The organism is Tolypothrix bouteillei VB521301 (assembly GCF_000760695.4).
In the GTDB taxonomy this organism is placed as follows: domain Bacteria; phylum Cyanobacteriota; class Cyanobacteriia; order Cyanobacteriales; family Nostocaceae; genus Scytonema; species Scytonema bouteillei_A.
The window spans coordinates 3,595,453-3,621,525 of record NZ_JHEG04000001.1; the positions used below are offsets into that span (position 1 = coordinate 3,595,453).

Sequence of the window (26,073 nt, forward strand, 5' to 3'; positions counted from 1 at the left end):
TTTGCATGACTACTTATATTGATTTGGTCGCCATTTCGTATCTGCATCGCACAAAATTGCCAAACTGATGGCAGGTTTGGCAAATCGGTCAAAAATTCGCAGGTTGTAAGAAAACATCCTTTGAGCAAAGTTATCTTCTGATTTGGCCTGAACTTCTACGTGTATCAACAGCCAAATTTCTTGTCCTTGAAGTTGCCAGACTTTGACTAATTTATCTGCGTATCGCCTGCCTTGTTCCGCCTCCGATTTGCTGGAATTCCTTATCCAGAAATTCGTGGGGACGTTCCCAGTCAATCAATGCTGCTGTTTCAGGAAAGAAAAATTGTATGGCTTGGGGAAAATAGGCTTCTAACACTTCTTTCCACGGTGAATCATTATCGGATCTTTCTCGTTCGGAGGTCATAAGGTGGTGATGTAATAGTACATAAATTCTCAGCATATATTCTGAGAAAGTATACCATTTCATCAAATAATTGCTACATGAGGAGTAGAGAAATTATCTTATGTCCGGGTAACTAGTTACAAAAAATACCTCACTCGCGTTGCGATCGCAATAGCGTTTTTTGCTGCAATCAAATACAACACTATCAATGTAGGGACGAACAACCGTTCACCTTCCAAGGCATATTGCTTGTACCAATTTTGTATGGAGATGAGCCGAATTAAATATAGATGCGATCGCGTAGCACTGATTGAGACACTCCTGGAATGCTTCAGTTTTGGGAATACTAGCAATAGTGTAGAGGTAAAAATGCAATGTCAGTCAATCAGCCCGAACATAATGATGCCGTGTTGGGTGGAGAAGTTCCACATCTGATTAATAGTGCTGTTTTAGGTGGAATTGAAGGGGTAAAAAAGCGTTTGGCAAGTTCATCTGAAGAAACCCGAATAGCAGCACTTACCGATGCTTTACAATATGAGGAAGTTGGTTTAGATTTGGTTATTCGAGCTTTAGAAGATAAAGTACAATCCACACAAAAAGCTGCTTATCTTCTATTACGAAACAAGAAAGATCCAAAGATTATTCGAGCTTTACAAGGATTAAATTATTGGTCATGGATGGAGTGTCTGACGACTCTTAAATATCATGTTTATATGAGTTCTCTTCCCATGACTCCAGATGGCAAAAAAATTATTTTTGGCGGAATTGGAGCAATACATATTTGGAACTGGGAGGAGAATACGATGCAAAGACAGATTTTGCAAGGTCATTCAGATGAAGTTAATTTTTTTGATTTTAGTTCAGATAGGCAAATAATTATAGGTGGTAGTTGGGGAGACGCTCGCATCAAGGTTTGGAATTGGCAAACAGGAGAAATTTTGTGTTCTCCTATGAAAGAATACTCATTAGGTATTCATTCTATGGCTGTGTGCTCGGATGAAGATACAGTTATTGTTGGTTGTATGAAGGAAGGTTTCATTAAAGTATGGAATTGGAAAATTAATAAAATTATACGTGTTATAGACGCTTATTCAAAGGGTCAAGTTCAGGTTTATATAAGTCCGGATAAAAAACAATTAGTAAGTGCTGGTGAGACTAGTATCAAAATATGGAATTGGCGAACCAGCGAGCTATTCTATATCCTAGAAACGCAACAAAGAATTGAGAATTCAGCTATTAATTTTGAAAAAAATATTATTGCCGTCAGACATTCTAACAAAATTAAAATCTTTGATTTACAAACAAAAAAACTTCAATTAACTCTTCAAGTGCAGAAGGAAACATTTTCTCTAGCTCTCAGTCAAGATGGAAATACTCTTATTGCAGGTGGGAGAGGGCAAATTCAAATTTGGAGTTTACAAACTGGTAAACTTTTGCATACCCTATATGGGCATTGTGACTACATTCAATGCGTTACTGCTGATAATAACCAACAAATCATTGTTAGCAACGGTCATATAGACGGTATTAAAGTATGGGGTGTTAGGTAATTTTTCTAGAACGGTTAGTTTAAATTAACCTTCGGTATATGCTTTTTCCAACAAAGTTAAGGGATCGGTCCAACGGCGAATTATCTGGGCTGGGGAGACAGTACGCCTCTGTTCGACGATCGCCAAAGTTTCTAACTGATTGAGACACTCCTGCAATGCTTCAGTTTCTATAGCAAGAACGGGAGCCAATCCCATTTTTTGCTGTAGGATGTCGTCGGTTAGAACAGAGGTTGTATCGCCAAAATCCCGTTCCCATAGTTTGGCTAGAAAGTATCCAATTAGGTAGGGATTGGGTAAAGTGGCATTTTGATTGGAATATTTATCTTCTTGAACAGTGAGAAACTTACAGGATGCTAAAGCTTGGTTTTCGGTATAGGCTCGCAAAATATATTTTATTCTTGTTGAAATAATCTTGCTTTCTTCTTCAAAGATAGATGTAAAATGATGCAGCAATTCATCAACGGTAAATGTATTGTACTGAGGGAGAAAGCTAAAGATGAAATAACACCATCCGCCCCAATCCGCAGGATTCTTTGGTGGTTTTTGCAGTCCTTTGTCACCAAAGCTGAGATAAAAGTGCATCAACCAGCTGGTAATGTATGATTCAAAGTAACGGTCCAGACGCCAAACAATTTCCCCTTCAGGACTGGGACGGTTCTCCTGAACTAAACCCGCACGACTTGCCCAACTTTTGATTCTTCCAACTTTAGCATTCCCCAAGCTCGTTCTGTTCATCAAGTTTTCCAAGCTATCGTTTAAGCCTTTTTCTTCTGTAGCTGCTTGGAGTATTCTGGCAACTTCTTCTTTTTTTAGGGAAAAATTACCGTTGAAATGCAGTTGTAATTTAGCCATAGATGTTTTTAGAGGGTACAACAAGCTGATTTCTTAATTTAAAATTTATACCTTAATAGTCATTGTCAGCTACACAAATTCCTTTACATTTAATCCCGTTTGTAGCTGTGCGCTGACAATGAGGACATAAAACTTTTTCGTTTTCTGTTTCTCGATCTATCTTGACATTAGTGCTTGCGTGTAATTTGTCTTTCTCGGTCTGGTTTTTTACAGTCATAGGGATGGAAGGATTTTTTGCTGTTTATATTTTATAAGTCAGTGAGAAGCAATGGCTCGGATCGCAAAGGGCTCGACTTAAGAATTTCCAGAAATAAATTCTCCATTTTGTGGGACGGCGTTCTGTATGAAGCAAGATCGGAGTCAAAACAAATCTCACCTCAAATTCCTCTCCTACAAAGAGCTAGGGTGGTGTACACAAGTCTTCTAAAGTGTATTCTTGCGGTTTCGATCCCCCCTAACCCCCCTTAAAAAAGGGGGGAACTTCATTCCAATTCTCCTTTTTGACAATGCTTCATCATCTGTGTACGCCGTATCCTACAAAGAGAGGGGCTTCAAAAGCGCGATTGTAACGTTGCTTTTCCAATTGGGGTATGCTCTGTTTGGTGGGTTAATGTCTTTAACAAGAGCCATAGGTGTAAAGAACTTTGGAAAAGTCTAAGCGTTTGAGCGCTGTATGCTGAATAAAAAAGTTACCGACTCCTCCATCTCCCCACTTAATTGAGTTACTCTCGTCAGTATCCATTTGCAATAGCAGAAAATCGTAAGCTTCCCCGTCTAGAAAATACTCGCGATCGTCATTCTGTACAAATTTTGGATATCCATCTATACGGTGTCCTTTTACAGATTGCCAATATTTTTCTTCATACTCCTCTAAGAAATCATCTGCTAGTTCTTCGAGAGAATTCTCCATTTGTTCGCTGAGTTCGCTCTGTTGAAAGATGGGGAAATAGCTTTTCATTAAGGATTTAAAACGATAATCTAAACCACCAATCGGGCTGGAATTGACGGCGAAATTTAAAGCCAAACATCCTGACAGTGGTAGACCTACAGGTGTGGGTAAAAAGTCAAAATTATCTAGCAGATTGTCAATATTCATGTCCGGTTCGGGAAAGTAAAGAACTCGAAAAGTGCTTTGTTCTAATTGTGGATTCTTTTCCAGACCAAATGCTGTCCGACTTGTGGCTTCAATATAAAACTGAAGAATTCCATTTTCTGGTAAATCTTCTAAAGAAGGAGTTTCGGCAAAATTTATTTGTGCTAAAAGGCTAAGGGGAGTACCATCTGGGGCTGTGGGGTAAGGAGTCTGCTTGGGAAAATAAGGAAAACCGCCAAACTTACTTTGCCAAGGGGTTGTTTCTGATGTTGGATATGGCAAAATTTCTAAATATGGTTTTGTAATTGCGATCGCAAACTCATCCAGACGTTCTGTTAATTCTAAGAACATCTTATGCAACTCATCTGGAGTAAAATCCTCGTTATCTTCGTCAGAGGGTACAGACTCGGTATCATACCAACCCTGTGTGAGTAATTCTTGAATGCTTTTTTCAAAAAAAGCTTCTGCTTCTGCTTCAGAGGAAAATTCATGACGCTGTCTGTAATGTGTAACAGAACAGCCTTCTAAGTGAATAGAAGTTCTGAGTGAATTTAATCGAAATATTTTATTACGTGTCACGAGCGTTAACCTCAGATGCGATCGGTACAAGCGGAAGCAGAAAAAGCTAATTGCTAATTGCTAATGGCTAATAGTTAATGGTCAATCAGCAATTAGCCATTAGCAGTCTTCACTCTTATTCTTATATTTCATTTAGGACTGCTATAAAATGGTAAAATCGTTTGGCTAACTTCCGCTATTGTCCGAAAATAATGTCTTTATTTTAAAGCAGGTGTCTATCTATATCCTTTGGCAGTACATAGTTACAGATTGGACATCTCCAGAAATGATGTAAGGGCGAACGGTCGTTTGCCCCTACCAAGGGTTTCAAGGAACGCATAATTAATGTTCCCTCCTATATCTATTCTTGCTCCCCTGCCAACGATACTTACAAAGCCACTTTCAGATCGGTCTTTAAGAGATTCACGAGCAGTCATCGATCGAATCTTTTGCCGCTCAACTCTGAAACAACGGTAAATTAAGGGTTGGGATAATTAGATCGATAAAGCTTTACAGCGTGTTTGGATTTGCACGTATCTCGGCTGGCATCTAATTAAGCTAACTTTTGTACCTGTAATTCCTTCGGCTCCTTGAAAAGCTTGCTGAAGTTTGGCATTATCTAGGAAATCTAAAGATAAATCATTAAACTAATAAAATAAATAAATGACAAGAAAAGAATTTACAGGGCTAAAAACAGAAGTTTATGAGCATCCATTTGACCGGAAAGCGTTGGTGTCGTTAGAAAGAACCCCAGTGCTACCCCTGTTGCTTAAAAAAGTCAACGAGTATGGCATTGACAAGTTACTGTGGTTACAAATAATTGGTAATGATTTTAAAGTCACTACGAGTAATTTTCTCCACCTCAATGATGCTTTTGTTGAAGCTTGCAAAATCTTGGATATTGCTCCAATCCCAGAACTGTACCTCCAGCGTGGAACGGGATACATTAAAGCTTATGCAGTAGGGGTGAACAAGCCAGTAGTCGGTATCAATCTCGAAGGAATGGAATGGCTTTCCCACGATGAACTACTCTTTCTATTTGGGCATCAACTTGCTCTTATAAAAGGAAAATATTTAGCATATCAGCAATTGGCTCACGTCATGCCCGTTGTCAAAAACTTGATTAGCAGTACAACACTTGGTATGGGCGGAATAGCAGCAAACGGTGTAGAAATTGCGTTATACAACTGGATAGTTATGGCAAGATTTACTGCCGATCGCGCTGGTTTATTAGCTTGTCAGGATGTGGATGTTGCTATTACTGCCTTGATGAAATTAGGCGGCTTACCAAATGAATATTTAAATAAGGATACGATCGACGATTTTGTCATGCAAGCTCGTTCTTTTACAGTTAGCAATCTTGATGGTTTAGGTCAACTGACTAAGACGTTTAGCTTTATGGAATATCAATTACCGTGGACAGTAATGCGAGCATCTGAACTTTTGAAGTGGGTTGATTCAGGCGACTATCAAAATTTGATAGATGGAAAAGAGTTAAGCACGCAACAAATTGAAACTCAGGAAGACAATGAGGATTGGGATTTTCTAGCTGATTGGAACAAAATTGACCAACTTTAGGTGGCGTGGATGTCCTTTCCCAATCGAAAAGCTAAAATCTACGCATGGTATAAGTTTATCCAAGAAAGTTGGAAAATCGACTCATACCAAATCCGTTTCTCCAACCCGTTTTACCCTAACGATGTTCGTAATCGAGGCTATACAAACAAAGTCCACCTGCGCGGACTTACAGCAGATTTCAACTTGGTGAGGTACAAAAATTCCTCCCCTCTGTCACCCCTTGGTAAGGCTACATTGGTGTACAGATTTCTAGACAAAAGATGAAACATCGTGAAAAGGGAGAATTGGAATGAAGTTCCCCCCTTTTTTAAGGGGGGTTAGGGGGGATCTAAACCACTTTTAATGCACTTTAGAAAACTTGGTACACCACCGTAGCTTGGTAAGGGGGGATGAAAGGGTGTACCTCATTCACATGCAAAGCGCTGTAATAACCCCCTTTTGTCATTCTAGAGAGAGAATAATTGAAGCGAATAGCATTCGCTGCTATACAAGCAAAGTCCGCCTAAGCGCAAAGCGCACGCTACGCGAATGCGGACTAATATAAAAATGGGGTTTCAAATTTTCTTTGACAAAAGTGATAAAAGCCACATAGGTGGATTTTGTTTATGTAGCCCCAAAATTCTATTCTGAGGGCAATTGCAAATTTGGGATGTTCTCCATAATTGTAACCGCAGAAACTGCTCCTATCGGAAGATTATAGCGATCGCTTTTCAACACCACAAAACAAGGGTCATTAGTTTTGCACTTACAGTTTTTTCCTGAGTTCCAATTAGGAGGGAAGGTTTTCCAATATTTCTAAAATCAGATTGTGGTTGGCAGCGATAAGCCGGGTACGGCTTGCGCTAAGAGCGAACGCGCTTATTGTACTTCGCACAATTTTAAATCAGCTATCAACATATGCTTTTTCCAACAAAGCTAAGGGGTCAGTCCAACGGCGAATTATCTGGGCTGGGGAGACAGTACGTCTTTGTTCGACGATCGCCAAGGTTTCTAATTGATTGAGACACTCCTGCAATGCTTCAGTTTCTATAGCAAGAACGGGGGCTAATCCCATTTTTTGCTGTAGGATGTCGTCGGTTAGAACAGAGGTTGTATCGCCAAAATCCCGTTCCCATAGTTTGGCTAGAAAGTATCCAATTAGGTAGGGATTGGGTAAAGTGGCATTTCTAGTAGTATATGTATCTTCTTCTAATGTTAGAAATTTGCAATACTTTAGAGGCGATTCTTCCTTTGTGTTTTTGTTAGGTGATAGTGCATATGCTTTCAAAAGAATCGTAAAATTTTCCATGAGTCTTTTTTCAGATTCCTGCTCAAAAATAACAGCGCTACTTTGTACTAATTCATTTAACCTAAAAGTAGGATGTTCGGGTAAAAAGCTATAAATTAAATAAGACCAACCACCCCAATCAGAAGGACTTTCGGGTAATTTTGCTAGTCCTTTATCACCAAAACTGAGGTAGAAGTGCATCAACCAATCTGTGATAGTTGATTTTAGATAAGGGTCTTTTTCAAGCACAATCTTTCCTTCAGGGCTAAGGTAGTTGTCACGAACTAACCCCGCCCTCATCGCCCAACTTTTCATCGGAGCAACTTTCTTATTTCCCAGACTTGTCCGCTCCATAAGGTTTTCTATAGTGTCTTTTAAACCTTGTTCCTCAGCTGCGGCTCGAAGGATTTTAAGCAGGTCTTCTTTCTTAAGAGCAAATGTAGTGTGAAAGCTAAGTTGTAACCTAGGCATGAATGTTATGTGGTAGAGAATATAAATAGTATCTAGAGTTAATTAAGCCCTTACTTAGGATGCCCAAAAAATTCCAAAGTAATACATTAAAACAGATTAAGTTTTTGATGTTCAACTTTAACTCTCATGGCTCTCGTCTCAGATGTTTGTAGTTGTAATCTTCGTAGTAGTCAATCGTCCCAAACAACTCCAACACCTTAGACTGTTTGCGACGCTGTACATATTCGCGTAAGGCAACTTCGACAACATCACGTTCCGTTTGTTGATTGGCAAGGGCTAGGGCGTCTTGGATTAATGCTTTGTCTATTTGAATTTTGATTGCCATCCACTTATTTTTTGGGCGCACTACTATGTAACTAAGATTTTACATAAACCTTGCTTTAAAAACACATAGATTGACGGATTAGATGAACGGCGGACGACAGGATTTCAGCCGCCTGTTCGATTTCTACACTCTTTGTAAATTTGCCAATCCCGATCCTTAGCGCTCCTTCAATAAAGTTGGAGGGTAAGCCCAAGGCTTGCAAAACATGAGAAGGTGTTTCTACACCTGATGAGCAAGCAGCACCCGTAGAAATAGCTAGCTGATGCCGAACTCTAGCAATAACTGCACTGTTGGGAACATCAGGTATGGAAATATGGAGATTTCCTGATAACCGAGAGGATAAATCGCCGTTAACCGTTAAATTGGGAATTTTCTCTAGCAGTAATTTTTGTAATCTATCTCTTTTGATTGCGATCGCTTGCTCATCTTCTTCCATTTCCAACTGACGCAGGCGACAAGCTTCTCCCAAGCCAACAATACCGGGAACATTGAGAGTTCCAGAACGCAAGCCCTTCTGATGACCACCGCCAAATAATATTGGCTGTAGATGATACCCTTTACGGATAACTAGAGCACCAGAACCTTTGGGACCATAGAGTTTATGAGTGGAGATTGCTAGATAAGTAATTCCCCACTCTTCAAAATTGATAGGAATTTTGCCTACAGCCTGGGAAGCATCGCATAGAAAAGGGATGCCATACTTTTGAGCAATTTGCCCAACAGCTTGAATGGGGTAAACATTTCCAATTTCGTTATTTGCTGCCATAACGCAAAGTAACGATAGCCCTGATGCACAAACTTGCTCAAGATATTCCAAGTCAAGCCTGCCTTTGGAATCAACTTTCAAGTAAACAATCTCAACAAGTCCTTGTTTAGCCAAAGCGTGGCAAGTGTCCAAAACTGCTTTATGTTCAATAGGTAGAACAGCAATTCGTTGCTTTTTGTTCGTTTGAGAAAGCAGACTGCCTTGAAGAACTATATTTATGCTTTCAGTTGCCCCAGAAGTAAAAATGACTTGCTTTGGCGATGCGCCGACTAGTTCAGCAACTTGAAAAGCAGATTTAGAAACTGCTCGTTCTGCCTCATCCCCATATTCATGGTCTATGCTGCTAGCATTACCAAATGCTGTGGTCATGTAATGCAATATCAATTGTGCGGCTCTGGAGTCTACAGGAGTCGTTGCATGATAATCTAAGTATATAATGTTATCTTTTCGAGTCACTGGACATTAATATAAATTACTTTTCAAAATTTCTTACAAGTAAAAGCAACTAGTTATCCCTATGATTTAGTGAAAAGTTTAACCAGAAAGATATTCTAAAAACTCGGCTATTGCAGCATTTCTTATTCTTCTTGCCCGCTTTTCACCGACATAACGCATTCTATTTTGTATATCTTCTTCTGAAATATCTAAAACGTCTTGAATTGTTAATAAATTATGCTCTTTCAATTTAGTTTTTAGCCACTCACTTAAATCTAGAATCTCAATAGATTGATGGAGTTGATTATACAGTATTGTTTTTAAATCTGAATCAGATTCTGGCTCTATGCCACCAATAGACAAATTCTGAAATAAAGGATTTTTCATCCCATATTCTGTAAATCTTTGAAGTTTAAGATTATGGGCTAAACTTATCCCTACATTACTTGGAGTTACTTCATGAGATAACACACATCCAAACTTTAGTTCATAACGAGTTCCAAGCTCGGAATTAGTGCCACGAACAGCCTCTCCATTTTTTCTGATAATTCCTGTATATTCAAGTAGCCTTAAAGCTTCTTTTACCGTTTCTGGAACATCTCTATGAATCCAAAAATAGCACGTAGATTCATTATACTCAGAGCGCGTTTCATTTTTCTTTCTAGTAGCAAGTAATACCTCATCTTCGATAAAGTTTCTACCCCAGTCTACTAAATTTTTATGCCCTTTGTACTTATCGCCTAGTCCAGTATGCTCAGTCCATATATCTGTTCGATAAAAACTTTTAATGACTTCATTAACATCTCTTGACTTCATTTTTGGGCACTTTTCAACTGTTTTCAATAACATTCTAGGGTTTCCACATGCTGAATACACAAGAACATTAAAATTTTGCATATTTTCATTTATGGATTTCTTAACATTTTCATCTGCTTGTTTCAATACAATCTCTTTCATACTAGATAAATATTCATCGCTTAAAATATCCCGTTCTATTCTTAAGTAAGTCGCATCATGAGACATTTCAAATGTATTACCATAGGATGTTACACCAGGATATACCGCTGCTTTACAGCTAATGTATGGAGATCTCAAATCTCTAAAAAGCGTAAAAAACTGTCTTTGTTGTTCAGGTCTAAAAATATGTACAGCCTCATCAAATAAAAAACATATCCTCTTGATATTTGTCTCTTCACAAATTTCCTCTATAGCATCCTTAAAATGTACTAAGTCTGGAATTTGCTCTGGAGACACAGCTTTTTCAAAACCTTTTCTATACGAATCTTCATATGCTTTGGAAAGCTTACTAAATTTCTGTTCAAGGCTTTCGGGATCTATATCTTTATTAGACAGTAAAGCAGTAGCTGGACTTGCTCCTATAAGTAGTCCTTTTTTACGTAAAACTCGTATTAGTTTATAGCAAATAGACGCTAGCATCCAATGCTTAAACTGTTCTGGATCATTACTATGAATCAGTGAACTCGCAACAAAAGTTACGTATACTGGTAGAACTCTATTGACCACAAAAGTGGAATCTAACTCAAATTCTGCCATACGCACGAGAAATGATTTACCTGTCCCACGACTTCCCTCAAGGATTACAGAATCTGATGTTTTTAGAGCGTCAATTATTTCTCTATCTTGTTTTGTAGATACAAATAATTCCTGAATTTTATCAAGTTGTATTGACTCAGTTCTAAAATAAAATTCACTCATAGTTGACTCCTAAACTGAACCACCTAAAATTCTTCGTATTTCCTCTATATGTCCTAGAGATTCCAGTAAATGTGATTCTAATCGATGTAATTTTTGAGAATCAAGGCTTTTCATGAATCTCAAACATAAAGCAAAAGAGATTACTTGTGACAAGTTGAAGAAGTTATTTAGCCATTTCTTAAAAAGAGCATCATTAAATACAATATGTGCTTTATTAACTTCCCAAGTATAGGCATTTCCATGCACGAATTCGGATAAATCTCTGTATACATCTTTAGCTATCTTATTATATTCTTTAACAAAATCTATTAATTCGGGAAAAAAGCCTTTTGCCCATCTTGATGAAAAAATTCCTTGTGTATTACTGTCGGTACATACTAATTGTTGCCAATATATATCACGTTCTCCATTCCTCCATTCCCTAAAATCTAATTCATTAGTAGAGAAAAAAATTGTAGATAATGATAATTCAAGAGCTAATCGTAAAGATGTAAATGATTGCCTGTATAAACCAGCAACTAGTGAAAGAGTAGATAACTGTAATTCTCCAGCAGCATACGTTAATATAACAGCTTCTTCTCTGGGTTTTAAAACATCGTACCAAGTTAATAAATCGTCAACAAAAGCATGAACTTTAGCTAGTTCATCAGCTTTTTTAAGTGATTCATTCATAGTGATATTCGAGGAATCAAAAATTTCTTGATAGTATTGATACAAATCCATATAATTTATTCTTTACAAGCTGTTTTTAGTATTAAGCTACAAATGATAAATAAAGCTAGTTGAGCACTCATTTTTTTGTCCAAAATAGAAGCTAATACTTTAAAGCTCTACAGTATTATTGCGAAATTGGGTGCTTCTAAATTATATAGCGTGTCCCAGTCTACTAAGGTACAAATTTATTTGCGTCCATCTGCGTTCATCTGCGGTTAATTATTTCTTTCTGTCCCTCACGTGATTGGGAATTGCTGTATATATTCAAGCTTCTTCCTCTGCTTCAACTTCATCGATTGTCTTTGCTGGAATAGTGGAAACAGCTATTTTCATGTCTTGCTCATTTAATCCTTCAGCACCAAGATTCTTTAAAAAATCGTTATAGGCTGCGAAAGCTTGATTAAATATGCTTTTCTTCTCATCTTTTTCCAAATTTTCTTCTAATTTTGAGTTTTCTTTGCAGTATGAAGTTTTGTAATAATTATGAAGGGCAGAATAAATTTGTTCGCGACACTTTTGTCGTTCTTTAACAACATTTTCATTAAATTTAGGATGTTTGGGTTTCCAAATCTCTAAAAAAAGGTATTTATATTTTGTCCATTGGTCTGGTTGCATCTCTCCAATGTATACGACATTTCTGAATGTCGAATTAATTGAAATAATTTTCCAATCAACTATTTCACCAGAAATGTCTCCAGTGAATACTCGAATTAGCTTTTTCAACTGGCTAGAAGACTTGGGTGTAAAAAAATCGTTCAATTGCTCAATATATTCGTTGAAACATTCCATTATATTAAGGGGATCTGCAGACTCTTTATCCAGATCTGTATTAGTTTTCTCAATTTCTCCAAAGAAACCACAAATTAATCCACTTTGGAAAGCTACTGTTGTCAGTACATTGTCATATAAATCGTTAAACCACTTAACAATGTAAGGGTTGATATCACTACCATCCGAGTTTTTAATTTTAGCTTTATCTGATATTGTCTGTAAGCAAAGCTTTGTTCTGTCTACTCGGAAGTCTTGAATGGCTTGTTCAAGTCGCCTTGCAGTAGCGTCAAGACGTTGAGTAATAGATTGTATTTCTGGTACTTTAGTACTAAAACCTCCATCTTTTAGTTTCTGTTTAAGGTTTTCTCGATGTGCCTCAAAAACTCTACCAATACCCTGACCTTCAAGTAAAATCGGTCTTAGCTGACGATCTTGGTAGACTTCAATGGAATTTTCAAGATTTAAAACAGCTCTATTATGATTTTCATAAGGATAAAATTTTTCAAGGGCAGCAATTATAAAAGTGCCATACTTTTCTTCAAAACTACTGCCAAGCTTGTTAGCTGCTTCCTGTGAAAAGTTATCACGTGTTGTTAAGTCCGCAACTTCAGCCCCTAGCAAATTTCGACCATTTAATCTCTCCATACAATTATAGCCATTCAAATCCTTTCGTTTAGAAAATTTACCCGATCTAGGCTTTACACCGTCTACTTCATCTCCACTATTTAAAAGCAAATGTTCTATGATGTAGTAAAGGTGAGTGACACCTGTCATAGCAATAGGGCTTTTAATTTTTACTTTCTCTTCAGATTGATCTAGTTCAACATTGGAAATTCGTAAGGAATATGGCGAACGTTTATCTTTTCCTTTTACTTCAGATAAACAACTACGGAGAAAGTAAGCAATAATATCTTGATCGTCAAGTAAAATATTGCGAGAGTTTGAAACTTTTCGAGCCGTCTTATTCAAAGTTAAGAAAATTGAACGTGCAGCTTTTTTAAGATTGAAGTCTCCTGCGTATGTCTCATTTAGTGAAGGAAATGTACACAAGATGACAGGTAGGTTAATTTCCTTGAGATTAAATTGCTGGATATATTTCGGTGTCCACTCTGAATAGTACTCTTTGAATGGAGCTCGCTTTTCATCTGACCACTGATCCTTTAGATTCCTGTATATTGCGAGTAGAGCCATAGCCCTATGTTGACCATCGACAATAACTAAGCGAGTCTTATGAGTATTTAAACGAAACCGTACTAGATCGTGCTTTAGTCGTTGTCCTTCGTCTATAGGTTGTTCAAACTGAAATACTTCCTGTCCTACAGCACCTGCACGCAGTATGTATTTAGCTGCTTCATCATTTTGTTCCAAAGTTTCTTCTTCATAAACTTTCGGATACAAATCTGCTGGACGGTTTTCTCCTTCTTTAACAGGTAATACAACAACAACAATTGGTGGAAATAACTTCACCAAATCAACTGACTTTTCATCTAATAAATAAGGAATAAGTTCTGAGGAGACACGTGCATCATCAATGTCTCTCTGCATGATTTCATCAAAATCCAGTTGCTTAAAATCAAAAATTTCTCTTACAGGGGCTAGATGGCTTAGTAAAGCTTCATCTGAAATACTAGAAAAATCTAGACCAACGTGGGTAAGAAAATATTTGACTTCAAGAGAATTTTGTCCATCACGACCTGTTCCTACACTAAACGAGCCTGTTGAACCTTCGAGAGTTAAATTTAAAGCTGATTCTTTACGAAGTTTTAATGCCATTTATCAATTTCTCCCCAGCAATGGATAATGAATTCGATTAAGAATATTCTCAATATCTACATATTTTTTTTTAAGATCTCCGAGTATATTAATGACAACAAAAAGTCGGCTTGGAGTAATATTTCTTCGGCAAATCTGTAAAGCAAAACTATTGTCTGATTTCTCTGTGTCTTCAGTAGAAAAGCTATTTTGATTAATTTCTGAAACTTCAACTTGTGAACGATATTTTTCAATAAGTTTTTTGTGTTGTTTCAGCCTGACTCCAAGACGTTCTGCCATACCTATGTATATAGGGCTAGCAAAATTTGGCGCTGATTTTTCAACTACATCTTTAACTGTTATCAGTCTTTCTGGCTCTTCAATAATTCTTGATACTAAAGTTTCGGAGAGTATCGGTTTATGTTCAAGGCATCCTTGATATTTTGGTTTTAAAGGACCACGTAAAAAAGCTTGATAAGGTTCTTCTCTAAAATATTGAAAAATACTATTATATAAAAATTTTTCTACTACCTCCGATGCTAAATTTACTTCTCCTAATTGCTTCATTTTTTTGATATCATCAATTGCTTTACTTAAATCATAATCTGTAATTTCTGGGGAGTAATACCAAGCATAAACACCTGGCTTTTGAGGCACTTTCGATATTTCTGTCCAACGGTAAAGCATTAAGAACCAATCCAATCTCGTAATTGATTACTTTTATTTTTATTCAAAGTATAAAGATACTTAGAAAGTTAAATAGCAGATGAATTAGCTAATGAAAGGAATTACAAATGACAAGCAAAGCAAGGCTGTTCATCATCTTCCTCCTCTAGCACAGAATCTAGTGCCTCTGCTAACGATCTACTGGGAGCAAGTATTTTCTCCCTAGCCATTGCCTTCTCATGTTCAGCAATAATTTCATATTTTCTTTCGAGGAGTTCTAATAACGTTTCTCCTTCAGTCCATGTATAACTCCTACCGTCTTTATGTTCCTGTTCGTATTTCACAGCTTCAGCAAATAAGTCTGGATGCTCCTCTGCCAACTTTACCCATTCATACTTCCGTTGAAAAAAGCAGAAGAAACAACCAGACCGACTGCGCCAGCGGTAGTAATTTGGCATTCCAATTCCGCTTTCTTCAAGTAACCCGATAATATCTGCCTTTCTAAGTCCTCGTTCTTTAAAGGGAAACACAGGTTTGATATTAGGTTTAGTGGAGATATAACCGTCCCGGTTCTCATCAGCACGAATACCAATGTAGCTGATAGCCTCATCATCACCTACAAACTTTTCTAGAGGCTCTATTTTCATTTTTTTGGTACACCAGCGCATTTTTGGCGAGGGCAAAAACCCGCCATAAACTTCAAGCCAGTGGTCAAATCCACGCTCGGCACTGAGGTAGTGAATTTTGATTCCTAAGCGGGCTTTGATACGGTCTAGATACTCGTAGGTTTCCTCTAGTTCCTTGTGCGTGTCGCAAAAGAAATACTCTATATCTGGATATTCCTTATGTAGCAAAACAGCTAAGGCAGTGCTGTCTTTACCTCCGGATAGACCTAAGATACGTCTTTTTTTCTTATCCATACTCTTCTTGCTCTTGCCCTGGTCAACGATCGCTGTTTACTTTTAATTGGTCACCATTAAGTTTATCTCTCCTTAGAGAAAGGTTATCAGTTATTGAGCCTAACACACGTTCAGTCAATTTGGCTACAACAGCTTGGTGAAATTGCGGATTGTCAAATTTATTAATAATTCTCCACAATTCATCTACTACATCATCAATTTGCTCTTGGTTCTCGTGGTCAAACCAAACCAAAGAGTGAGTTTCTTGCCCGTCTGGGCGAGTGACTGTTATTTTACGTGCTTCAAATCCCTCATTGTTGCGAGTTTGAGCATCTTTCTGTAATGCCTCAAGGTTTTTGAACCGTCTTGCAATTTCTGAGAGCTTAATTTCAAAATTTGTTACATCTTCATCTGTCCAAGAAGTGGCGGGTTTATCAGCAATAATCATTACTATTGATTCTAACCATTCGGAGTCAGTGGCTGTTTCATCCGCCGCCGCCGTAGCAAAACTCTTTAAACGTCGTTCTATCACTTGACCTGTTAAGTAACTGGCTCTTACCCGCAAATCTTCCCTGAGTTTCTCTTCATTGCTACGCACCGAAAAAGCGTTGTAAAGGAGGGATTGACATTCACTGAGTAAGCAATCGTATGCAGTTTGAATCTCATGCAGTGCTGAAACAAGTTTCTTTCTCAACGTTTTTGCTACTGTGCCATCATCTTCTTGACTCGCAACAATGGGACGTAAGCCACAAGCTTGTGGTAAAGCAGTAAATAGAAGTACATCAGGTTCTTGCGCCTGCTGTAATGTTTGCAATACAGCTAGTGCTTCTTTACTTAAGCGCTTGGTTTTGAGGGTGTAAGCTGGTAATTTCTTAACAAATTGAAATAAAGGCTTTACCACCATTAATAAGGTAGTGTTTCTTATTTTGGAGGAAACTGCTGCATCTTTTTTGCGTAAAATCGCTTCGAGTTCTTTAAAGACTTGCGATCGCAATCCCACCACTTCAAAGTACTTCACCGAGAACCGGGAAGGGTCTTTCACAAGTAACTCAAAATGCTCTCCTCCCAAAACAGGGATAAACGTACCATCTTTATAAACCCCGACATCATCTACGTGGTACAACAAAACTGCTGTGAGTAATATCGGAATCACTCCACCTTTGACACCATAAGGAGGTGCTTCCAAGAGTTTATAGAGGTTATCCAACGTCTCAGCCTTATCCGTAGCTTGCAAGCAAAAATCATCTATTGCTTCCCAAACCGTCCAAACACCCGATCGCTTGTTTGGTGGGTAAAATCCCCATTCACCGTTTTCCTGTCGGTGGATTTCTGTTTCAGCAAGTACAGAATAGTACATACTGACTTCCGGTCCATACCCTTGCAACCCCAGTCTTTCTTGTTCTGAACGTTCGAGCATCGCCTCAATCAGTTCCCGTCTTGCCTTTGCCCCTTGGGAAGTGACTTCACGGCGATTAATCAGTTCGTTCCAAAGAATAAGACCTTCGTTGTAGACTCGATCGCAGACATCTGAAAGTTTGGCATTGAAATCTGTAATGTGTCCGAGCGCTTCTTGTTTGCCCTGAATCCAACACAGGTTGTGATTTTCTCTAATATCAAATGCTTGGGAAAGCGTTTCATCTAATAATTGTTCGGCTTGTACCAAACGATAGCGAACTTCTAATCTCGCTACACCATCCGTTTGCAGCTCGGGGGCATTTGATTGAATCTTCTTTAATGCAGCAAATTCTCTTGCTCGAATTCGCAATATATCTAACTTAGCTGCATGCAATATAATAAGCGGTTTATCATCAGCTGTAGTCACAGGTACATCAGTTGGTTTAGCTTCATCCATCCAGTATCCAACCAAACCATCACAATGATTGCTTGAACATTCCAATTCCTTTAAATCCTCTAAACTGTCTATGTAGCGGCGTTCAAAATAACGGATTGTACCTGTTTTATAGCTATGACGTTGAGCAACTACTGGTGAAAGGGGTCGGATGTTAGAAAGAAGGTTAACTAAAGACGAGCGATCGCTATTTATAGTAGTGGTGAGTTCTCGATCGACATTAAAGTCAGATCCTTGCCAAATGCGGAGTTCGTCTATTTGGCGACGATAAGTAATGATACCTTTTTGCTGGAGATCCTCAATGGCTTTTTCCCAATAGTTTTTGGCACGATCCGAAGGATCGTCACACATTGCTAATGTAACCAAGTTGCGAGTTGCCCTCATCGGACTTGTCGTTGTCACTAGATTGAGAATACCAATTGTCTTCAAAACCCGTAAACTATCATCAGAATCTGAACGTTTACTTACATCAGCAATCAGATTCTGAATTTCAACCCAACGCTGGAGATTGGGTCGAGAAGCAAAACCCGTACCAACTGCTTCAATGAAATAATCGTAGATTCGATCCAGCTTTAATGTTGGTAAAACATCCCCCTCAACTTTTGTTTCCTTAAGGAAATTTTTAAAAGAATATGGTTCAGCACTTGTAAGAAATGTAAATAGTGAGCGGTCATGTTGAGCATATCGAGTGCATAACGTAGGTAATACCAGTGCTGTGATGGGATGCAAAGGATAAGTATCAAATAACAAAGCTGGTGTGTAATCAGCTTTTATATCACTTGGCAAACTATCAAACCATTCAACTGCTCGATTTTGCACTGCACGCTGTAATCGCTCTGCACCCGAACGGTCAATTGCTTGACATATTAACCGCATCATTTGTGCTGGCGAGTCTTGAAAAGGAATGTCTTCAAATCTGCCTTGAATCTTCGCCCATTCATTACGCTGTACAGTCGCTAACCTTTCGCTATAATCTGCAAAAGCTTGGTGCAGCACACCTACTACATAGACTTTATAACCCTTATCATCTGAAAGTTCAGCAAGTTGCTGTAGCAGATACAAATCTTCAGCACCTTGGTTTTGAACGGCAAATTCTAAATTTTTCCCTAATTCATCAATTACCAGCAAAATATTTGTTTCAGCAGCTAAAGCCACTTCTTTTACTAGAGTCGGAATTTCCCGACTGTCTACCTTTTCTCCTTCTATAATTTGTGCATTCAGATCTACCAGTTTTCGAGCTACGCTAAGTTTACCCCGTTTTTGAGGTGACCAAAAAGCTTCGGCTCCTCGTTCCAAAGCACGAACAATTGTGTTGCTTATTGGTTCTCTTTGTGCTGTAGCTACAGCCCGGAACAAGCCCTGTTTGGGTATATTTTCTGTAAGAGCTTCGTATTCAGAACTGCGAGAACCGAATTTCAAAGATGCTAGTTCTAACGCCGCACCACGCATCTCATTTGTTTCTGGAGCGCATAGAGATGTTAAAAAATGAGCAAAGGCAGATTTACCCGTACCATATACACTCGTTAGCGTCCAAGCACGATGGCTAGAGTCTCCAGCGAATCCTGCTAATATACGTCTTGTTGCATCAACTGTTCTTTCAGTAGGTATATAACCCACCAAAGTATCCAGGTTATCAAAATCCCGCTCAATGTTGATGGAACGAGAATAACGCCGCCGAAGGTCGAAATATTCAGATAAAAATTTGTTCATTTTTTGTCCCACCAACCTAACCTCTGTAATATTCGTCTAAAATCTTTTCTGCAAGCAAATCTGGTCTTTCTTTATATGAAAATTGAATTAAGCCCGCCGATTCAGAAAGTGCAATTGAGTTTAAATTCCTTGCTACCTCTTCTATGGCATCACATACTGCACTTTCCGAAAGCTTAAACGCCATTCCAGGGCTACCAATTTCGTACATGAGACGGGATATAGAGATAGTTCTTTGTTCTCGTCCTACCCAACTTGCGTATTCCAGACAAGTGGAAACAATTATTTCAGCAGGTAAATTTCCTTTTCCACCAATGCGGAAAGTATAATGTCTGGAGTCTCCTGCTGTATGAATAACTCCCAGTTCAGTGAAGGGACAATCCAAACTATCCTCACTGACACTCGTTTTAGAGGTTCCTTGTTCTACATACATTCTTAAGATACAGCTAACATCCTTTTTTAAGGATGATTCAACAATGCGAGGTGCAGCATTATCTCTGTAGCGACACAGTTCATTAAGTAATTCGTCTTGTGAAAATTCCGTGCTTCGGAAAAGGTTAAATACAAAATACCATGCAGATGCATTACATGTTGGCTTGAGTAAATTCCAATGCAAAAGCCATAGCGATGCTGGATCTTCAAGAAACGGGTCCCAACCATCATCACTTAGAAGGCGATCTCCAAAATCAGATGGGCTATCGTCTTCCAGCACTTTAAACGCATTACACCAGTAACGAATAGAACTCACCATGTTCTTTCCTACGCCCAGCCGCACGGGAGCATCTTCCCGCAAAAAGATACCTGAATCCTTTACAGCAGCATCAAAACCCTTTTTTATCCAACCAAACCGAGGGTGAAAGGTTTCATGGCGGGCAAAAACGGGATTAACGTCAACTACTGGTTGAATATCAACACCTAAGTCAAGGTTAATTTGTGTTCCCATGAGTTCATATAAATTAACAAATTATAGGACAGAATTATGAAAATCCTAATTTTTGTGAAATGTTCGGGTTACAGTAGGGCGTCCAGCAATTTGGCTGACAGCAGTTCTCAATCAACCAGCAATTTTAGCTTCTGACGACAACAGCTTAAACCAACTTAAAGCAACCCAGCTTAAATAATAAGTCCAGGCTCCTTAGTATAACTGAACTAATAGCCATTAAAGCACCCAACTTGAATAAGCGCGACTGCTTGGAAAACAGTGCCGTTAGTAGCGATAAGCCGAGTACGGCTTGCGCCAAGAGCGATAAGCGCTCTTTCAGCTTGCGCTAAGAGCGATAAGCGCTCTTTCAGCTTGCGCTAAGAGCGATAAGCGCTCTTTCAGCTTGCGCCAAGGGCGATCGCACTTAGACGTTAATTAATGTAGAGTAGTTGGCAAGCTTTTGTCACAAGTCCTTAACTTTCTTATTTTGGTATCACACACTGTTAACCCTTTACTTTCACTAACAGGAAAACTTTAGCAGAGAAACCACTTTTTGGGTAAAGGGATGCTTTGGTTCTAAGTTAAAAGCTTGACTATTTCTGATAAATGACTGCACTCAGTATAGCAGGGTTAATGTCTTATTTGCAACTAAATAAAATTCAGTATATTTACATAAATTTACTTCAACAATTTCACTATTGTTTATATTCCAAATTTTCCACATTAGAGTTTTGATTAGAATCAAAGTAGAAAATTACTCAGACGATTTTGCCGTGTCGCACTCTTTTTTCAAAATGGAATAATTCCCCTATCTCCAACGCTACTGGAAGTTCCTGTAGGCTTGATAACTTCGCTTTGGACTTCCAGCGCTTCAGAGGATAGTGCATTGTTGACTGTTGGCTGGATCGCAACGCCTTCCTTATCTCGAAGTAAGAATTTGTTCAACCGTCACCACCAATTCGGGAAAGAGCCGAGAGATAATCTGCTGTGTTCCGGTAAAAACGGTTGACTCATAACGACCATTGATTAAAAGAAATACCGTCACGCTTGTTTTCATGGGGTCAACAATCCAGTACTCAGGAATGCCCTTGTTAGCGTATTCGGGGGGTTTTTCCTCGTAATCCCGTTTTACTGAACTCGGACTCACTATCTCAACTGCCAGTCGTGCGGGAACGCGAAAAACAGCAGTTCGATCCATTAGTTCCACTGCTTCCTCCTCTGTTACCACACACACATCGGCCAACCTAACGCTGTCAACCTCAGTTTGTACCCCCGCTTCTCTTAAAGTGACCAATGCTAATTTCAATCGACTGATTTCAGCATCTAAAATCCGTTCAATTAACTTGGCAATCAACAGATGCCTAACAGTAGGAGGCGTCATTAAAAGCAGCCTTCCACGTAGCAACTCATAGCGGTTATTAGTTCCATCATCATAAGCTAAGTACTCCTCAAATTTCAAAAGACGTTGTATAGGTGATGCAATAGTCATGCTGCTCCTTTACTTTTCTTCTGCTCGGGTATAGGTCGCTCGTTCTTCGTTAGATACTCCTCTATAAACTCCACCAAAACTTCATTAATAGATTTTAATTTCATAAGTTGCAAGAAATCCAATTTTTGGAAGTTGGTACAAAATATACGTTCTATTACATTTATGTACTTTAAATACATTAATTTATCCATTTTAATAGTAAGATTACGTAATTCTGGTGAGAAATCCAGAAAAAGTGATTCAAATGCGATTGATTGTGGGAAGATTAACATTACAGTCAGGCATTCAGCGATTTTGCTAGTAGCAGTTCTCCAGAAACAAGCCCGATGGCTCTTGAAAAGGATAGCTTGAACACATTTGAGGTAACTGACTCAACCAAAGAGTCTCAGGTTAGAGATGAACCGGGTGTGGCGTCTTTACGGGCGATCGCATCCTGCTGTCAGCGAAGTCAAGTTGGTAAGCTGTTGCCAGAAGCTCTTTACGTCCACATCACAGCACTATCCGCCCTTGACCCTTTACTCCAGCAATGTGAAAGTCGTGCTAGAAGCGTAGTTCCTGAAGCCCAAGAAGCAACTCTTGTAAAATTTAGCACTCGCAAGTCCAAAATTTCCTACCTATTCTATCCAGATTTTGATACCGACCCCCACCCAGCCCTAAAAGCAAGTATCCAGGTTGACACGGAAACCCTTGAATTGGCTTACCGGGACTACAGTACATCAGAAAATCCTCCCATTCTCCATCGCAAAGAAACCTTTGTCACACCAGACTATCCCCTATACCAACAGTTTGCCGAACTGACGAACGCTCAAGAAAAATTGGGTTTGCTCAACGATTCAAGAAACATCGGTACGCGAGAAGGATGGCAAAGACGCTTGCAAGCGTTTGGAGTGGAAATTCAGGGACACCATCTCATACAACACCAAACTCCCAGTACAACACACCAACAACCGAAACCTGCTACTGAATCATCAGTTCCTCGGATAGATCGTCATAGAGCAGCAATTTACCGGAATGATTTGTCGCGTCCCGTGCGCCTAGCAATAGAAGCCAACTTATTTACTTCAGAAACTACCTTTTTTGACTATGGTTGCGGACATGGGGGAGATATCACCCGAATTGCCCAAAAAGGTTACAACAGTACGGGATGGGACCCTTACTACTCCCCAGATACCCCCCAAACTTCTGCCGATATCGTCAATCTTGGGTACGTAATCAACGTGATAGAAACTCCAAGCGAACGGCGAGAGGCGTTGGTAAAAGCTTGGGAACTCACCCGTAAAGTTCTGCTTGTCTCAGCCCAAGTTTTGATAGCTGATTCCACCAGGGGTGTTGTTGCTTATGAAGATGGAGTTATCACCACCCGCAATACTTTTCAAAAATACTACGAGCAAGAAGAACTCAAACGTTATATCGACCAAGTTCTTGGTGTTGATGCTATTCCCGTTGCACTAGGCGTTTATTTTGTTTTCCGGGATGAAGCTCAAGCACAGTTATTTCGAGCTTCCCGCTACCGTTCTCGCGCCACAACCCCCAGAGTTCGTTCTCGCATTAAACGATTTGAAGATTATCAGGAACTGCTTGCACCCCTGATGGCGTTTTTTACCGAACGGGGACGCTTTCCCAGTAAAGGTGAATTGCCACAAGAAGATGAGATCGATTCAGAATTTGGCACCCTGCGACGTGCTTTTCAAGTCATTTTGCAAGCAACCAACCTGCAAGAATGGGAAGAAATTTCTGAAAAACGCCGTCAGGACTTGATGGTTTATTTGGCTTTGAGCCAGTTTAGCCACCGCCCAAAACTGAGAGATTTAGCCCCCGAAGTTCAAGAAGACATTAAAGCCTTATTTGGTACTTACAAGCAAGCCTGTGTCAATGCTGATATAATGCTTCTCACCGTGGGCAATCTAGAAATTATTCAGGAATGTTGCCAAAACAGCCCTATAGGGAAAAAATTGCCCAATTCTCTATGGGTTCATATCTCAGCCCTACAATCACTCGATCCCCTGTTGCGCCTTTATGAAGGTTGTGCAAGTCGTACTATTGGTCGTTTGGAAGAAGCAAATATTATCAAATTTCATACCAAAAGTGCAAAAATTTCTTATCTCTATTACCCCAACTTTGACACAGATCCCCATCCGATACTCAAGACTTGTATGATTATTAATTTACAAGACTTGCACGTCAGCTATCGAGATTACGATACAGATGATAATCCGCCCGTACTTCATTACAAAGATGCTCTAGTAACATCTGACTACCCGCTTTACGAGAAATTTGCCAAACTAACCCGCCAAGAAGAAGACTGGGGACTGTTGGATGATTGGCGGAGTATCAGTCATCGTTCCGGTTGGCTGAAATGTTTGGCAGACCACTGTGCGACTCTCAACGGATATCAATTACACTGGCGCAAAGATGCCGATCCTTATAAACTCAAAGTACTGCGTTCTGCAGTTCGCAACCGTCAGGAGAAAAGGCGGAATCACCCGATCGCTGACCCGTAACTAAAGATAGTCACATCACCTTTGCCAAAACGCCCTCACATTAGAAATGTGGGGCTACACAAACAAAGCCCACCTGCGTGGGCTTTGGGTTTTATTCAAGCTCGATATAAAGCTTTTAAACCTATAAATACAAACAAAACCCACCTGCGTAAGCTTTGGGTTTTATTCAAGCTCGATATAAAGCTTTTAAACCTATAGATACAAACAAAACCCACCTACGTGGGCTTTGGGTTGTATTCAAGCTCGATATAAAGCTTTTAAACCTATAGATACAAACAAAACCCACCTACGTGGGCTTTGGGTTTTAGCCCACGCAGGTGGGCTTTCTTTATGTAGCCACAGACTTCCAGTCTGTAGGGCTTTTGAGAAATCGGCAAAGGTATTGAAATATAAAAAGAATTATCAGGTGTTCGGTTATTGTAGGTTTATTGTTACAAGATTCTTACAATGGACTGGAAAAAACTCCTAACACCAAAGCGACTCGGTAAAAGAGAACCAGAAAATCTTCAGCTAGATCGTACTTACTTTCAACGAGACTACGATCGCTTGGTATTTTCCTCTCCTTTTCGCCGCCTCAAAGATAAAACCCAAGTTTTCACTTTACCAAGAAACGATTACATTCGGACTCGTCTCATTCACAGTTTGGAAGTGTCTTGTGTTGGTCGTTCTCTTGGTAGAATTGCTGGCTCTACCATTATCAAAAGACATAACTTAGATGAATCGGGGCTGAGTGCTTCAGATTTTGGTGATATTATTGCTGCTGCTTGTTTGGCGCACGATATTGGCAATCCCCCTTTTGGTCATGCTGGGGAAGACGCAATCCGTGCTGGGTTTGATTCTTGGTACAGTACAAATGCGTTCGCTCTTAGCGCAAGCTGTACCCAGCTTATCGCCAGTCTCAATGAACCTCTCAGCACGCATCAAAAAACGGACTTTGATTTATTTGAAGGAAACGCCCAAGGCTTTCGTATTTTGACAAAACTAGAAATGTCACACAGAGTTGGCGGAATGCAATTAACTTGCCCTACTTTAGCAACTTTCACAAAATACCCTAGAGAGTCTTATATCCCACAGCATATCCTCAAAGATTACTCCGGTAGCAGTATTAAAAAGTATGGTTTTTTCCAAGCGGAAAAAGATTTATTTGCTGAAGTTGCAGAAACAGTTGGACTCATTCGCCGTCACGATAATGCAGCTTGGTGGTCTCGCCATCCCCTAACTTTTTTAATGGAAGCAGCAGATGATATTTGCTACTCAATTGTTGATGTAGAGGATAGCCATCGCATGGGCTATATCTCTTTTGCTCTAGCTAAAGAATTACTGAATGAAATTGCACAACTTGACTTTAAAGACAATGCAGAAAGTGATGCAGAAAAAGTCAAGCATATGCGTGCTAATGCTATCAACAAATTAGTCCAAGAGGCAGCTGTTATTTTCCTTTCTAACGAAGAAGATATCCTCTCTGGTAAGTTTGACCAACATCTGTTATCTTTAAGTACTTACGCCAAGCATCTTGACGTTATTGCAGAGACAACTAATAATGATGTCTTCAACCATCCCAATGTTATCGGTATCAGAGTCGCTGGATATGAAGTTTTAGGTAAATTATTTGCTGAATTTGTTGATGCCGTTTTGGAAAGAACTCAAAAGGGAAAATTTGTTTACCATATGCTTCCTAAAGAAGATCGCCCTACTGCTGAAGAAGATACTTACCAGAAAATTCTGCGAGTTACAGATTATATTTCTGGCATGACAGACTCTTATGCCACCAGTTTGTTTCAACAATTGAGTGGCATCACTTTACGCTAAT

At 39.2% G+C, this 26,073-nt stretch carries 18 protein-coding genes and 1 pseudogene; 4 read left to right on the forward strand and 15 right to left on the reverse strand.

The window, feature by feature from the left end; all coding sequences use genetic code 11:
• Positions 1 to 15 precede the first annotated feature (15 nt).
• Positions 16 to 403, reverse strand: a pseudogene (locus tag HC643_RS14215) (hypothetical protein); the annotation flags it as partial.
• Positions 404 to 756: 353 nt separating this feature from the next.
• On the opposite strand from HC643_RS14215, the gene HC643_RS14220 reads away from it, so the two are divergent.
• Complete coding sequence (locus HC643_RS14220) at positions 757 to 1,932, forward strand: WD40 repeat domain-containing protein (protein WP_038076225.1); 1,176 nt, start codon at positions 757 to 759, stop codon at positions 1,930 to 1,932.
• Between the two features lie 24 nt (positions 1,933 to 1,956).
• Here HC643_RS14220 and HC643_RS14225 read toward each other — a convergent pair whose 3' ends face one another.
• Positions 1,957 to 2,784 carry a DUF4007 family protein gene (locus tag HC643_RS14225; RefSeq protein ID WP_038076227.1) on the reverse strand — a complete coding sequence of 276 codons (828 nt, stop codon included), beginning with the start codon at positions 2,782 to 2,784 and terminating at the stop codon, positions 1,957 to 1,959.
• 616 nt (positions 2,785 to 3,400) lie between these two features.
• Positions 3,401 to 4,456 (reverse strand): YwqG family protein, encoded by a 1,056-nt coding sequence (locus HC643_RS14230; protein ID WP_050045783.1) that lies wholly within the window; start codon positions 4,454 to 4,456, stop codon positions 3,401 to 3,403.
• 642 nt (positions 4,457 to 5,098) lie between these two features.
• Between HC643_RS14230 and HC643_RS14235 the strand changes: the two genes are divergently transcribed.
• On the forward strand, positions 5,099 to 6,013 hold the full coding sequence (locus HC643_RS14235; RefSeq protein WP_038076228.1) for a M48 family metallopeptidase: 915 nt from the start codon (positions 5,099 to 5,101) through the stop codon (positions 6,011 to 6,013).
• Positions 6,014 to 6,896: 883 nt separating this feature from the next.
• Here the strand turns inward: HC643_RS14235 and HC643_RS14240 are convergent.
• The 12 genes from HC643_RS14240 to HC643_RS14295 form a co-directional block, all read right to left on the reverse strand.
• Positions 6,897 to 7,751, reverse strand: coding sequence for a DUF4007 family protein (locus HC643_RS14240; protein WP_050045784.1), 855 nt, complete (start codon positions 7,749 to 7,751; stop codon positions 6,897 to 6,899).
• A gap of 124 nt (positions 7,752 to 7,875) precedes the next feature.
• The gene (locus HC643_RS14245; protein ID WP_038076232.1) at positions 7,876 to 8,076 is read right to left on the reverse strand and encodes a type II toxin-antitoxin system VapB family antitoxin; all 201 of its coding nucleotides are present in this window, start codon (positions 8,074 to 8,076) and stop codon (positions 7,876 to 7,878) included.
• A 55-nt stretch (positions 8,077 to 8,131) separates the two neighbouring features.
• On the reverse strand, positions 8,132 to 9,298 hold the full coding sequence (locus tag HC643_RS14250; protein WP_050045785.1) for a cysteine desulfurase family protein: 1,167 nt from the start codon (positions 9,296 to 9,298) through the stop codon (positions 8,132 to 8,134).
• A gap of 78 nt (positions 9,299 to 9,376) precedes the next feature.
• Positions 9,377 to 10,993, reverse strand: a complete 1,617-nt coding sequence (locus HC643_RS14255) for a hypothetical protein (RefSeq protein WP_038076235.1) — start codon at positions 10,991 to 10,993, stop codon at positions 9,377 to 9,379.
• A 9-nt stretch (positions 10,994 to 11,002) separates the two neighbouring features.
• Positions 11,003 to 11,665 (reverse strand): hypothetical protein, encoded by a 663-nt coding sequence (locus HC643_RS14260; RefSeq protein WP_137986288.1) that lies wholly within the window; start codon positions 11,663 to 11,665, stop codon positions 11,003 to 11,005.
• Between the two features lie 306 nt (positions 11,666 to 11,971).
• Positions 11,972 to 14,251 (reverse strand): ParB N-terminal domain-containing protein, encoded by a 2,280-nt coding sequence (locus tag HC643_RS14265; protein WP_038076239.1) that lies wholly within the window; start codon positions 14,249 to 14,251, stop codon positions 11,972 to 11,974.
• 3 nt (positions 14,252 to 14,254) lie between these two features.
• Positions 14,255 to 14,932, reverse strand: coding sequence for a hypothetical protein (locus HC643_RS14270; RefSeq protein ID WP_237265880.1), 678 nt, complete (start codon positions 14,930 to 14,932; stop codon positions 14,255 to 14,257).
• A gap of 86 nt (positions 14,933 to 15,018) precedes the next feature.
• Positions 15,019 to 15,816: a phosphoadenosine phosphosulfate reductase family protein gene (locus tag HC643_RS14275; RefSeq protein ID WP_038076243.1), complete on the reverse strand. Its 798-nt coding sequence runs from the start codon at positions 15,814 to 15,816 to the stop codon at positions 15,019 to 15,021.
• 22 nt (positions 15,817 to 15,838) lie between these two features.
• Positions 15,839 to 19,354, reverse strand: coding sequence for a hypothetical protein (locus HC643_RS14280; protein ID WP_038076244.1), 3,516 nt, complete (start codon positions 19,352 to 19,354; stop codon positions 15,839 to 15,841).
• A 16-nt stretch (positions 19,355 to 19,370) separates the two neighbouring features.
• Complete coding sequence (locus tag HC643_RS14285) at positions 19,371 to 20,294, reverse strand: DUF4007 family protein (protein WP_038076246.1); 924 nt, start codon at positions 20,292 to 20,294, stop codon at positions 19,371 to 19,373.
• 768 nt (positions 20,295 to 21,062) lie between these two features.
• Positions 21,063 to 21,218 (reverse strand): hypothetical protein, encoded by a 156-nt coding sequence (locus HC643_RS14290; RefSeq protein ID WP_153021462.1) that lies wholly within the window; start codon positions 21,216 to 21,218, stop codon positions 21,063 to 21,065.
• Positions 21,193 to 21,762 (reverse strand): Uma2 family endonuclease, encoded by a 570-nt coding sequence (locus HC643_RS14295; protein ID WP_038076248.1) that lies wholly within the window; start codon positions 21,760 to 21,762, stop codon positions 21,193 to 21,195. The genes HC643_RS14290 and HC643_RS14295 overlap by 26 nt, the downstream gene beginning before the upstream one ends.
• Before the next feature lie 326 nt (positions 21,763 to 22,088).
• Here HC643_RS14295 and HC643_RS14300 point away from each other — a divergent pair, with 326 nt between their 5' ends.
• A complete protein-coding gene (locus HC643_RS14300) occupies positions 22,089 to 24,263 on the forward strand; it encodes a DNA phosphorothioation-associated putative methyltransferase (RefSeq protein ID WP_050045786.1) in 2,175 nt (724 codons plus the stop codon).
• A 447-nt stretch (positions 24,264 to 24,710) separates the two neighbouring features.
• Complete coding sequence (locus HC643_RS14305) at positions 24,711 to 26,072, forward strand: deoxyguanosinetriphosphate triphosphohydrolase (protein WP_038089603.1); 1,362 nt, start codon at positions 24,711 to 24,713, stop codon at positions 26,070 to 26,072.
• Position 26,073 lies beyond the last annotated feature (1 nt).

Coding starts and splice junctions, on each gene's coding strand:
- HC643_RS14220 (WP_038076225.1), top strand. CDS start 757: ATGTCAGTCAATCAGCCCGAACATAATGATGCCGTGTTGGGTGGAGAA.
- HC643_RS14225 (WP_038076227.1), bottom strand. CDS start 2,784: ATGGCTAAATTACAACTGCATTTCAACGGTAATTTTTCCCTAAAAAAA.
- HC643_RS14235 (WP_038076228.1), top strand. CDS start 5,099: ATGACAAGAAAAGAATTTACAGGGCTAAAAACAGAAGTTTATGAGCAT.
- HC643_RS14240 (WP_050045784.1), bottom strand. CDS start 7,751: ATGCCTAGGTTACAACTTAGCTTTCACACTACATTTGCTCTTAAGAAA.
- HC643_RS14245 (WP_038076232.1), bottom strand. CDS start 8,076: ATGGCAATCAAAATTCAAATAGACAAAGCATTAATCCAAGACGCCCTA.
- HC643_RS14255 (WP_038076235.1), bottom strand. CDS start 10,993: ATGAGTGAATTTTATTTTAGAACTGAGTCAATACAACTTGATAAAATT.
- HC643_RS14260 (WP_137986288.1), bottom strand. CDS start 11,665: ATGAATGAATCACTTAAAAAAGCTGATGAACTAGCTAAAGTTCATGCT.
- HC643_RS14265 (WP_038076239.1), bottom strand. CDS start 14,251: ATGGCATTAAAACTTCGTAAAGAATCAGCTTTAAATTTAACTCTCGAA.
- HC643_RS14275 (WP_038076243.1), bottom strand. CDS start 15,816: ATGGATAAGAAAAAAAGACGTATCTTAGGTCTATCCGGAGGTAAAGAC.
- HC643_RS14280 (WP_038076244.1), bottom strand. CDS start 19,354: ATGAACAAATTTTTATCTGAATATTTCGACCTTCGGCGGCGTTATTCT.
- HC643_RS14285 (WP_038076246.1), bottom strand. CDS start 20,294: ATGGGAACACAAATTAACCTTGACTTAGGTGTTGATATTCAACCAGTA.
- HC643_RS14295 (WP_038076248.1), bottom strand. CDS start 21,762: ATGACTATTGCATCACCTATACAACGTCTTTTGAAATTTGAGGAGTAC.
- HC643_RS14300 (WP_050045786.1), top strand. CDS start 22,089: ATGGCTCTTGAAAAGGATAGCTTGAACACATTTGAGGTAACTGACTCA.
- HC643_RS14305 (WP_038089603.1), top strand. CDS start 24,711: ATGGACTGGAAAAAACTCCTAACACCAAAGCGACTCGGTAAAAGAGAA.